Annotated in this window: 1 protein-coding gene (running past one end of the window); it reads right to left on the bottom strand. The window is 71.7% G+C overall.

Features of this window, described 5'->3' with window-relative positions:
* Window positions 1-13,373, bottom strand: the beginning of a protein-coding gene (locus ABIA35_RS23025) for a non-ribosomal peptide synthase/polyketide synthase (RefSeq protein WP_370359256.1). Its footprint begins 18,847 nt before the window's first position; only the first 13,373 of its 32,220 coding nucleotides appear in the window; it begins with the start codon at window positions 13,371-13,373; its stop codon lies off the left edge, out of view.

Here is a 13,373-nt window from a genome sequence, read left to right as displayed (position 1 = left end):
CTCGGCAGCTCCAGTTCCTCCGGTACGCCGTCCAACGCCTCGCGCCAGTACGCGACCTGCCGGGAGTGGGGGCTGTCCGGATCGTCCTCGGAGCCGAGCAGTTCGCGCTGCCACAGCGAGTAGTCCGCGTACTGCACCGGCAGCGGCTCCCACGTCGGCACAGAACCCTGACACCGCGCCGCGTACGCCTGCGAGAGGTCCCGGGCCAGAGGGCCCGTGGACCAGCCGTCTGTCGCGATGTGATGCACGACCAGGAGGAACACGTGCTCCTGAACATCGGTCTGGAACAGGACCGCACGCAACGGCAGCTCGGACGTCAGGTCGAAGGCGCGGCTGGCGGCCTCGGCGATCGCGTCGGCGACGTCCGCCTCGGTCACCTGGACGACCGGCAGCTCGAAGGCCAGGTCCGCCATCGGCACCACCCGCTGATACGGCGACGCCTCGACGGCCGGGAAGACCGTGCGCAGCACCTCGTGCCGCTCCAGCACATCCCGCACCGCCGCCGACAGCGCCGCCGCGTCCAGGGCACCCGACAACCGCAGCGCGATCGGGTTCGCGTAGACCGTGCTGGGGCCATGGATCCGGTCCAGGAACCACAGGCGCTGCTGGGCGAAGGACAGCGGAACCCGCTCCGGACGCTCCTGCGGCGCCAGCGCCGTCCGGGCCGGGCCGGCCAGCTCCAGCCGGCTCGCCAGGCCCGCCACCGTCGGTGCCTCGAACACCACCCGGATCTCCAGCTCGGCGCCCAGCACCGACCGCACCCGGCTCAGCATCCTGATGGCGAGCAGGGAATGCCCGCCGAGGTCGAAGAAGCTGTCGTCGACCCCGACCCGCTCCAGGCCGAGGATCTCGCCGAAGATCGAGCAGAGGATCTCCTCGACCATCGTCGACGGGCCGCGGCCGGCCGCGGCCTCCGTGTGCTCGGGTTCTGGCAGAGCCCTGCGATCCAGCTTTCCGTTGGCGGTCAACGGCAGCGCGTCGAGCACCATCACCGCCGAGGGCACCATGTAGTCCGGGAGGCGGCGCGCGACGAAGCCGGTCACGGAGGCCACCGTCCCGTCGCGCTCGGCGTCCTCGGTGAGCACGATGTAGGCCACCAGCCGCGATTCGCCGGCGTCGTCCCGGCCCGCGACGACGGCCGCGTGGTCGACCAGCGGGTGCTCGGCGACCACGGCCTGGACCTCGCCCGGTTCGACGCGGAAGCCGCGGATCTTCACCTGGTCGTCGGCCCGGCCGCCGAACACGATCTGCCCGTCGGCGGTCCACCGCACCCGGTCCCCGGTCCGGTACAGCCGGGAGCCGTCGGCGACGAACGGGTCCGCCACGAAGCGCCCCGCCGTCAGACCGGGACGGCCCGCGTAGCCGCGCGCCAGCTGCGGGCCGGCGACGTACAGCTCCCCGGCCACGCCGACCGGCACCGGGCTGAGCCATTCGTCGAGCACGTACATCCGGGTGTTGCCGACCGGGGTCCCGATCGGCACCGGCGCACCGGCCGGCCGTGCGGTCGCCGGACCCGCAGCCGTGAGCCGGGTGGTGGCCACGCCGATCGTGGTCTCGGTGGGCCCGTAGTGGTTGGCCAGAACCCTTTCGCCGCCCAGGCCCAGCAGTTCGCCGACCATCGCCGAGGAGGACGCCTCCCCGCCCAGGACCAGCGTCCGGGCCGGGAGCAGCCGCGCCGGGCCGCCGCCGGCGCTGAGCGCGGCCAGGTGCGAGGGCGTCAGCTTCATGTGCTGGACGCCACGACCGGCGACGTAGCCGGCCACCGCCTCCGGGTCGGTGACCACCTCGTGGTCCAGGATGTGCAGCACACCGCCGGTCGCCAGGCTGGTGAAGACCACGGTGTTCGCGAAGTCGGTCACCATCGCCTGGGCCACGGCGTAGCGCTCGCCGCTGCCGCCGAGCCCGAGCCGGTCCGGCACCACCGCCAGGTAGTTCGCCAGCCCGCGATGGGTGACCTGGACGCCCTTCGGCGCGCCGGTCGACCCGGACGTGTAGATGACGTAGGCCGGATGGTCCGGCAGCACGGCGACGCCGGGGTCCGTCGTCGGCATGGCCGACAGGAACGCCTGGGTGTGCGGGCTGTCCAGCGCGACCATGCGGATCCGGCCGGCCGGCAGGTCCTCCAGGACCTCGTCGGTCCCGACCACGGCCACCACCCGGCTGTCGGAGAGCATGAACGCCAGCCGCTCGACGGGATGCCCCGGGTCCAGCGGGAGGTAGGCCCCGCCGGCCTTCCACACCGCCAGCACCGTGACCACCATGTCCAGGCCGCGCGGCAGCGCCACACCCACCACCGACTCCGGGCCGACGCCCATGCCGCGCAGGTGGTGCGCAAGCCGGGCGGCCCGGCTCTCCAGGTCCTCGTAGCAGACCTCTTCTTCCCCGAAGACGACGGCGATCGAGTCCGGGATCCGCCGCGCCTGCGCCGCGATCAGCTCCGGCGCCGTGGTCAGCGCGACGTCGACGGCCGTGTCGTTCCAGTCCCGCAGGATGCGGGCCAGCTCGGCGTCATCGAGTACCGACATGCTGCTGAGCCGGGCCGAGACGTCCTCGGACACGACTTCCAGCACGCGGGTCAGCCGCCGGGCGATCATCTCGGCGCTGTGCGGGTCGAACATGTCCGCCGCGACGGTCACCACGCCCCGCAGTCCGGCGGGACGGGACCCGCCGTCCTCGCCGCTGAAGTCCTCGACCAGCGCGACACCGATGTCGAACCGCGCCGCCAGGTCGGCCATCGGCACCGCGGCCGCCCGGATGCCGGGCAGGTCCAGGACCGCCTCGCCGGTGTTCTGCAGCGCGAGGTTGACCTGGAACAGGGGATGCCGCGACAGGGAGCGGACCGGCGCCAGCACCTCGACGAGATGCTCGATCGGCACGTCCTGGTGCGCGTAGGCGGACAGGCTCATCTCCCGGACCCGGTCCAGCAGTTCGGCGAAGGTCGGGTCGCCGGACAGGTCGGTACGGAGAACCAGAGTATTGACGAAGAAGCCGACGAGGTCGTCCAGCGCTCCGTCCGTGCGGCCGGCCACCGGCGAACCGATGGCGATGTCAGTGCCCGCACCCAACTTCGACAGCGTGATCGCGAGAGCGGCCTGCGCCACCATGAACAGCGTGACGCCCTGCTCGCGCGCGACGTCGGCCAGCCGCTGGTGCACGGCGGCCGGGACGGTCAGATCGACCGTGTGCCCGCGGTGGCTGGCAGCCGTCGCGGGGCGCGGACGGTCGCTCGGCAGCGCCAGCTCCTCCGGGATCCCGGCCAGAGCCTCCCGCCAGTACTCCACCTGCTGGGAAAGCACGCTGCCGGGGTCGTCCGCTCCGCCGAGGAGTTCCCGCTGCCAGATCGCGTAGTCCGCGTACTGCACCGGCAGCCGCTCCCACTTCGGAGCCTCACCACGACAGCGCGCGGCGTAGGCCGTGGCGAGGTCCCGGGTCAGCGGACCCATCGACCAGCCGTCGGTGGCGATGTGGTGCACCGCCAGGAACAGGACGTGCTCGTCCGGGCCGGTCTCGAAGAGCCGGGCGCGGAGCGGGACCTCGGTGCCGAGGTCGAAGGGGCGGCCGGCGGCGGCGGCGATCGCCTCGTCCAGGTCCGGCTCGGGCATCACGGTGGCGGGCATTGCGGTCTCGGGCATCGCGATTGCGGGCAGGCTCCACAGCACCTCGTCCATGTCCAACAACCGCTGATACGGCCGGCCGTCGTGCTGCGGATAGACCGTGCGCAGCACCTCGTGCCGTCCCATGACGTCCCGGAACGCCGCTTCCAGCGCCGACCGGTCCAGGCGGCCGGCCAGCCGCAGGGCGATCGGGTTGACGTAGGTCGTGCTCGGCCCTTCGAGCTGCGCGACGAACCACAGCCGCTGCTGCGAGAACGAGAGCGGCACGAGGTCGGGACGCTCGCGCGCGACGATGCCCGCGCGGGCCGCTCCGGCGGCCTCCAGGCGCGCGGCCACGCCGGCGACCGTCGGCGCCTCGAAGACCGCCCGCGCCGGCAGTTCCACGCCGAACACCGAGCGGATCCGGCTGACGAGCCGGGTCACCAGCAGGGAGTGCCCGCCGAGGTCGAAGAAGCTGTCGTCGCGGCCGATCTGCTCCAGCCCGAGCGTCTCGGCGAAGACCGCGCACAGCAGTTCCTCGACGAGGTTGGCCGGGCCGCGGCTGGTCGAGGCGGACGTGTAGTCCGGGATCGGCAGTGCCGCACGGTCGAGCTTTCCGTTGGCGGACAAGGGAATCGCGTCCAGGACGACGACGGCCGAGGGCACCATGTGCTCGGGCAGACGCTCGGCGGCGAGAGCCCTCACCGAGGCCGGCAGTCCGGCCACGAGGTCCTCGTCCGGCGAGTCGGTCGCGACGATGTAGGCGACGAGGCGCTTGTCGCCGGGGGTGTCCTCACGAGCGATGACAGCGGCCTGCGACACCAGCTCGTGGGCAACCACGACGGCCTGGACCTCGCCGGGTTCGACGCGGAAGCCGCGGATCTTCACCTGGTCGTCGGCGCGGCCGGCGAATTCCAGGCTGCCGTCGGCGGCCCAGCGGGCCAGGTCGCCGGTCCGGTACATCCGGGAACCGTTCTCGCCGTCGAACGGGTCGGCGACGAAGCGCTCGGCGGACAGGCCGGGTCGGCCCGCATAGCCGCGCGCCACCTGCGTACCGGCCACATACAGATCGCCGGTCACGCCCACCGGTACCGGGCTCAGCATGTCGTCGAGCACGTACATGCGCATGTTCGCGATCGGGGAACCGATGGCCGGTGTCCGGTCAGAGGCGGTGTCCACGTCGCAGCAGGACACCATGACGGTGGCTTCGGTCGGGCCGTACGTGTTCACCACGCGGCGGCCACCCTCGCCCCAGGCAGCAGCCAGCGATGCCGACAATGCCTCAGCGCCGGACACGACCGTGCGCAGCCCCGGAACCGAAGCCGGATCCCACACCTGAAGCAACGACGGCACCACACTCGCCACCGACACCCCGGCGGTACGGACCAGAATCGACAGCAGCTCCAGCTCCGAACGCTCGCCGGGGCCCGCGACCACCAGCGTGCCGCCGGCGGCCAGCACGACCGCCACATCGAACACCGAGGCGTCGAAGCTGAAGGAAGCGAACTGCAACACCGAAACACCCGGCGCCACACCCAGCTCGGCACCGAACGCAGAGGCCAGATTCGCCAGACCGCGGTGACCGACCTGGACGCCCTTCGGCATGCCCGTCGAACCCGATGTGTAGATCACGTAGGCCAGGCCGTCAGCACCGACCTGCACACCGGGAGCATCCGAAGGCAGCGACTCGTCAGACCACACCCGCGCCAGCGACTCAGGTGTGAGCACGCCCACCGGAACCGCATCCACGATCATCAGGTCCAAGCGCTCCGCCGGATACTCCGGATCCAGCGGAAGGTAAGCGCCGCCCGCCTTCCAGACACCCAGAATCGCCGCCACCATGTCGATCCCACGCGGCAGACACAGACCCACCAGGCACTCAGGGTCCACGCCCTCCCGACGCAGGTGCTGCGCTACACGATTCGCCCGCGCGTCCAACTCCCCATACGTGACAACGGAGTCCTCATAGGTGACCGCGACGGCATCAGGGCACTGCGCAGCCCGGCGCGCGAACGCCTCCGGTATCACCTCCGACGGCACCTCGGCCGCCGTGTCGTTCCACCCCGACACCACCTGACGACGCTCGGCCGCGTCCATCACGGCGACCTGACCGACCCGCAGCGCCGGATCGGCGGCCACCGTGGTCAGCACCCGGATCAGGCGGTCGGCGAACGTCTCGGCGCTCTCCGGGTCGAACAGATCGGCCGAGACCGTGACCTCGATACCGAGTCCGGTCGGCGCACCATCGGTGTGGAAGGACTCGACGACCGAGACGTCCAGGTCGAAGCGGGCCGTTCCGGTGCCGATCGGCAGGACGCCGACGTCGAGCCCGGCCAGGCCGGGCACCACGCGGTCGGTGTTCTGCACCGTGAGCATCACCTGGAACAGCGGGTGGCGGGTCAGCGAGCGGACCGGGGCCGTCGCCTCGACGAGGTGCTCGAACGGCACGTCCTGGTTCGCGAACGCCGACAGGCTCGCCTCGCGGACGCGGTCGAGCAGTTCGGCGAACGTCGGGTCGCCGGAGACGTCGGTACGGAGAACCAGGGTGTTGACGAAGAAGCCGACGAGGTCGTCCAGCGCCTCATCGGTCCGGCCGGCGACCGGCGAACCGATGGGGATATCAGTACCCGCACCCAGCTTGGAGAGGGTGATCGCCAGCGCGGCCTGCACCACCATGAACAGCGTCACGCCCTGCTCGCGCGCGACCTCGGCCAAGCGCCGGTGCACGGGTGCCGGAACCGGCATCTCGATCGTGTGTCCCTGGTGGCCGGCCACCATCGCCGGACGCGGACGGTCGCTCGGCAGCGCCAGCTCCTCCGGGATCCCGGCCAGAGCCTCCCGCCAGTACGCCACCTGCTGGGACAGCACGCTCGCGGCATCGTCCTCGGAGCCGAGCAGTTCCCGTTGCCACAACGCGTAATCCGCGTACTGCACCGGCAACGGCGACCACACCGGGGCCTCACCACGGCACCGCGCCGCATACGCCTCGGAGACGTCCCGGGCCAGCGGGCCCATCGACCAGCCGTCCGTGGCGATGTGATGGACCACCAGCAACAGCACGTGCTCTTCCGGCGCGGTCTGGAACAGCCGAGCCCGCAACGGCAGATCGGATTCCAGGTCGAAGGGCTCGCGCACGGCCTCGGACATCGCCGAAGCGCATTCGGTGTCGGCCACGGCGACCGCGGGCAGGTCCCAGTCCAGGCCGCCCGCGTCCAGCACCCGCTGATTCGGCACGCCGTCCAACGCCGGGAACACGGTGCGCAGTACCTCGTGCCGCTCCAGCACATCCCGCACCGCCGCCGAGAGCGCCGGCACGTCCAGGGCACCGGACAGCCGCAGCGCGATCGGGTTCACGTACGCGGTGCTCGACGTCTCCAGCTGCGCGAGGAACCACAGCCGCTGCTGGGCGAACGACAGCGGCATGGTCTGCTGCCGGGCGCGCCCGGTGAGTGCGGCGCGCGCGGGGGCGGCCGTCTCCAGCCGGGCGGCGAGGCCCGCGACCGTAGGCGCCTCGAAGATCGCCCGCACCGCCACCTCGACGCCGAGCACCGAGCGGATCCGGCTGGCGAGCCGGGTCGCCAGGAGCGAGTGGCCGCCGAGGTCGAAGAAGCCTTCATCGGGCTGGACCCGGTCCACGCCGAGGACTTCGGCGAACACCGTGCACAGGAGTTCCTCGACCAGGGTGGCCGGGCGACGGCCCGGCGCCGAAGCCGTGAGGGCGGGGGCGGGCAGCGCCCGGCGATCCAGCTTGCCGTTCGCGGTCAGCGGCAGCACGTCCAGCACGACGATCGCCGACGGAACCATGTAGTCGGGAAGGCGGCCGGCCACGAAGTCGCGGATCTGCGAGCTCAGCGCGGAAGCTGAGGCCGCGGTGTCCGCCGGGACGATGTAGGCGACGAGGCGCTTGTCTCCGGGGGTGTCCTCACGGGCGATGACAGCCGCCTGTGACACCAGTTCGTGGTCGGCGACCACGGTCTCGACTTCGCCGGGTTCGATGCGGAACCCGCGGATCTTCACCTGCTCGTCGGCGCGGCCGGCGAACTCCAGTCGGCCGTCGGCGGACCAGCGCGCAAGGTCGCCGGTCCGGTACATCCGGGAGCCGGCGGCACCGTCGAACGGGTCGGCGAGGAAGCGCTCGGCGGACAGCCCGGGTCGGCCCGCATAGCCGCGCGCCACCTGCGTACCGGCCACATACAGTTCACCGGTCACGCCCGCCGGAACGGGGTTCAGCATGTCGTCGAGCACGTACATGCGCATGTTCGCGATCGGGGAGCCGATGGCCGGTGTCCGGTCAGAGGCGGTGTCCACGTCGCAGCAGGACACCATGACGGTGGCTTCGGTCGGGCCATACGTGTTCACCACGCGGCGGCCACCCTCGCCCCAGGCAGCAGCCAGCGATGCCGACAATGCCTCAGCGCCGGACACGACCGTGCGCAGCCCCGGAACCGAAGCCGGATCCCACACCTGAAGCAACGACGGCACCACACTCGCCACCGACACCCCGGCGGTACGGACCAGAATCGACAGCAGCTCCAGCTCCGAACGCTCGCCGGGGCCCGCGACCACCAGCGTGCCGCCGGCGGCCAGCACGACCGCCACATCGAACACCGAGGCGTCGAAGCTGAAGGAAGCGAACTGCAACACCGCGACGCCCGGCGCCACACCCAACTCAAAACCGAAGGCCGACGCCAGGTTCACGACACCCCGATGGCCGACCTGCACACCCTTCGGCACGCCTGTCGAACCCGATGTGTAGATCACGTAGGCCAGGCCGTCAGCACTGACGTTCACCGCCGGCGCATCAGAGGACAGAGCCGCATCGGACCACACCTGCGCCAGCGACTCGGGTGTGAGCACACACACCGGGGCCGCATCGGCGACCATCAGATCCAGACGCTCAGCCGGATACTCCGGGTCGAGCGGAAGGTAGGCACCGCCGGCCTTCCAGACACCCAGAATCGCCGTGACCATGTCGATCCCACGCGGCAGACACAAGCCCACCACGCGCTCTGGACCAACGCCAACACCACGCAAGTACTGCGCGACACGATTGGCCCGCGCATCCAACTCCCCATACGTGACAACGGAATCCCCACACACCACCGCAACCGCGTCAGGATTCTGTGAGGCACGGCGCGCGAACAGCTCCGGAACCACCTCCGACGGCACCTCGGCCGCCGTGTCGTTCCACCCCAGCACCACCTGACGACGCTCGGCCTCATCGAGCACCGAGAGCCGACTGAGACTCACCGACGGATCCCGCGTCACCGCGTCGAGCACGCGCACGAGTCGCTGCCCGAACAGCGCGGCGCTGTCCGGATCGAACAGGTCGGCCGAGACCGTCACCGAGCCCCGCAGTCCCGCCGGGGCACCGTCGGCCTCCCAGTACTCCCCCAGCCGCACGTCCAGATCGAACCGGGCCGACTCGGCACCGGTCGGCAGCAGCGCGGTACGCACACCGGGCAGCTCCAGGGTCGTCTCGGCGATGCTCCGCACCGTGAGCATGACCTGGAACAACGGATGCCGGGCCATCGACCGGACCGGAGCCAGCGCCTCCACCAGACGCTCGAACGGCACGTCCTGGTTCGCGAACGCCGACAGGCTCGCCTCGCGGACGCGGTCCAGCAGTTCGGCGAACGTCGGGTCGCCGGAGACGTCGGTACGCAGAACCAGGGTATTGACGAAGAAGCCGACCAGATCGTCCAGCGCCTCATCGGTACGACCGGCCACCGGCGATCCGATGGGGATGTCAGCACCCGCACCCAGCTTGGAGAGTGTGACGGCCAGGGCGGCTTGCACCACCATGAACGCCGTCACGCCATGGCTGCGCGTCACCTCGGCCAGCCGGGCGTGGATCCCGGCCGGAACCATCACCTCCACCGTGTGGCCCTCATGACCGGACGCCGCCGGACGCCCCCGGTCGACGGGCAGCGCCAGCTCCTCCGGAACCCCGGCCAAAGCCTGCTGCCAGAACGCCACCTGCCGCGACAGCAGGCTGTCCGCGTCGTCCTCGGATCCCAGCAGCTCCCGCTGCCACAACGCGTAGTCCGCGTACTGGACCGGCAGCGGCTCCCACACTGGCACAGAACCCTGACACCGCGCCGAGTACGCCGCGGAGAGGTCGTCGGCCAGCCGGCCCATCGACCAGCCGTCGGTCGCGATGTGGTGCACCACCAGGACCAGCACGTGCTCATCCGGGCCGACCTGGAACAGCCGGGCGCGCAGCGGGACGTCGACTTCGAGGTCGAAGGTCTGCCGGGCCGCGGCGGCGATGAGCTCGGCCAGATCGGCCTCGCCGACCTGTTCCACCGGCACGTCGACGGCCACGGCCACTGCATTGGCATTGGCATTGGCATCGGCATCGGCATAGACATCGGCATCGGCATCGGCATCGGCGCTCAACACGCGCTGGCACGGCACGCCGTCCACCGCCGGGAACACCGTCCGCAGCACCTCGTGCCGTTCCACCACGTCCCGCAACGCCGCCGACAGCGCCGCCGCGTCCAGCGCACCCGACAACCGCACCGCGATCGGGTTCACGTAGACGGAGGCCGAGCGGTCGAGCCGGTCCAGGAACCACAGCCGCTGCTGAGCGAACGACAACGGCATCGGGTCCGGACGCTCCCACGGCGCCAGCGCGGCCCGGGCCGGACCCGCCAGCTCCAGCCGGCGTGCGAGCGCGCGCGGCGTCGGCGCCTCGAACACCGAGCGCACCGAGACCTCGACGCCGAACACCGGGCGGATCCGGCCGACCAGCCGGGTGGCGAGCAGCGAATGGCCGCCGTGCGCGAAGAAGTCGTCGTCGGCGCCGATCCGTTCCAGACCGAGGACTTCGGCGAACACCGAGCCGAGCAGTTCCTCCACCATGGTCGCCGGGATCCGGCCGGGGCCCGCCGCGTGTTCCGGTGCGTAGTCCGGCGCGGGCAGCGCCCTGTGGTCCAGCTTCCCGTTCACCGTCAGCGGAAGCGCATCCAGCACCACCACGGCGGAGGGCACGAGGTGCTCCGGGACGCGGTCGGACACGAACGCGCGCACCCGTGCGCTCAACGGCGCGTTGGCGTTGGCGTTGCCGCCGGTACCGTCGGCGGGCACGACATACGCGACCAGCCGCTTGTCGCCGGGGACGTCCTCCCGCACGACGACAGCGGTCCGGCCGACCAGCGGACACCGCGCCACGACCGTCTCGACCTCGCCGGGCTCGATCCGGAACCCGCGGATCTTCACCTGGTCGTCGGTCCGGCCCAGGAACTGGAGGCGGCCGTCGGCGGTCCAGCGCACCACATCGCCGGTGCGGTACAGCCGGGACCCGTCGGCGGCGTGCGGATCGGCCACGAACCGCGCCGCGGTCAGACCCGGACGGCCCAGGTATCCACGGGCCAGGCCGATGCCGGCGACGTAGAGTTCGCCGGCCGCCCCGGCCGGGACCGGGGCGAGGTGGGCGTCGAGGACGTACACGCGGGTGTTGGCGATCGGCGTGCCGATGTGCGGGTCCTGGCCTACGGCCAGCGGGTTCGCCATGGTCGCGCAGACCGTGTTCTCGGTCGGCCCGTAGGCGTTGACGAAGCGGCGGCCGGCCGACCAGCGCGCCACCAGCTCGCCGGTGACCGCCTCCCCGGCCGAGATGATCGTGCGCAGGTCGGTCATCCGGTCCGCGGGGACGCCGCTGAGCGCGGCCGGCGTCACCGTGGCGTGGCTGACCCGCTCCCGGCGCATCAGCGCCGCCAGCTCCGCGCCGTCGAACGCGCGCGGCGGGGCGATCACCATCGTGCCGCCCGCCGCGAAGGCCATCAGCAATTCCCAGACGGAGGCGTCGAAACTCGGCGAGCTGCACGCGAGGACTCGGGAGTCGGCGGTGAGGTCGAACTCTGCGATCTGCGCGGCGGCCAGGCTCGGCAGGCCGGCGTGGGTGACGACGACGCCCTTCGGGCGTCCGGTGGATCCCGAGGTGTAGATCACGTACGCGGCGTGGGAGGACAAGACGGCGACTGGTGCCGTCGGCTCGTCCATCGGCTTGTCCGCTGCCTCGAGCGCGCCGTCGTCCAGGATCAGCAGCGGGACGTCGGGGTCTCCGGCAACCACTGTCGTCAGATCACTGATAGTCACGACGCACGTCGGGTGTGCGTCCTGGACCATGAAGGCGATCCGCTCGGCCGGGTAGCCCGGGTCCAGGGGCAGGAACGCGCCGCCGGCCTTCCAGACGGCCAAGATCGCGGTCACCATGGCGGCCCCGCGCGGCAGGCAGATCCCGACGACCGATTCCGGTCCGACTCCCGCGGCGATCAGCCTGTGGGCCAGACGGCCTGCGCGGGCGTCGAGCTCGCCGTAGCTGAGCGTCGTGTCGTCGGCGACCACGGCCACCGTGTCCGGGTACTGCGATGCGCGCTCGTGGAACAGCGAGGGCATCGGCGTCGAGGGAGTCGGGACCGTGGTGGCGTTCCAGGTCCGCAGGACGCGCTCGCGCTCGGCCGGTCCGAGGACCGGCAGCCGGCCGACGGCCTGGTCCCCCGGCACGGTCGCCATCGCGGTCAGGACGCGCTGGAAGCGGTCGGCGAGGGCGCGGACCGAGTCGGCGGTGTGGACCTCGGGGTTGGCGTCGAAGGCGACCGACAGCACGCCGTCGGAGGAGGCGCCGTAGACGTTGAGGCGCATGTCGTCGACGGGGCCGCTGGCCAGGGTGTGGACCTCGGCGGGGCAGTCGCCGAAGGTCAGGACGGCACTGTCCGGGACGACGTTGACCGACAGGCCCCACAGCGCGGCGTCAGGGCCCAAATTCAGGGCGGTGCGGATGCTCTCGTGCCGGTGGAGCTGGTGCCGCATCGCGTCCCGGACCGCTCCGGAAGTCTGCGTGAGAAGTGCGGCGACGGAGGTGTGCGGCCGCACCGCCAGGCGGACCGGCAGGACGTTGGTCGTCATGCCCGGGATGCCGCGCAGCGTCGTCGGGCGTCCGATCGTCGGGAACCCCACGACGACGTCCTCGGCCCCGGTGCCGCGGTGCAGATACGCGGCCGCGGCGCCGACCAGGAACTCGGCGACGCCGACACCGGCAAGACGGGCGGCGGCGCGGATCCCCGCCGACTCCTCGACACCGAACTCGACCCGGTGGCGGCTGGGCAGGAGCCGGGCCCGGCGGACCCGGCGGCCGTCGGGGCCGACGGCTTCGGGGCAGCCGTCCAGGGCCGTACGCCAGTAAGCGGCGTCCTGGCCGAATGCCGGCGAGACACGGTAGGCGGCGTCGGCGGCGATCAGTTCCGAGTACGGCGCCAGGGCGCCCGCCGCCGGGTCCCGGCCGGCGGCCAGCGCCGTGTAGACGGCGGCCTGGCGGGCCAGGACGACCGAGGCGCCGAAACCGTCGACGGCGATGTGGGGCACGCGCTGGTACCACAGGAACCGGTCCGGACCGGCGCGGAACACGGCCTGGGTGAACAGCGGACCGGTCGCGAGGTCGACAGGACGGTGCATGTCGCGCCACATCCACTCCCGCGCGGCGGCGGTGGGGTCCGACTCGGCGCTGACATCGAGCAGGTGCAGGGGCCAGTCCTGCAAACGACCGACGGACTGGGCCGGCTGCCCGCCCTCCGTCCGGATCCGCAGGTGCAGCGCCTCGGCTTCGGCGACCGTGGTCCGCAGAGCCCTTTCGAACAAGTCCAGATCCAGGCCGCCTCGGATTTCCACATAGACGCCCATGTTGTGCAGTGCGCCTTCGGGATTCAGCTGCTGGGCATACCAAAGGCCGAGTTGTCCGGCCGTCAGATCGTGAAGTCCGTCAGCGGATCCGGTCAT

Source organism: Catenulispora sp. MAP12-49 (assembly GCF_041262705.1).
In the GTDB taxonomy this organism is placed as follows: Bacteria; Actinomycetota; Actinomycetes; order Streptomycetales; family Catenulisporaceae; genus Catenulispora.
This window is presented reverse-complemented; position numbering and strand designations above follow the sequence as displayed.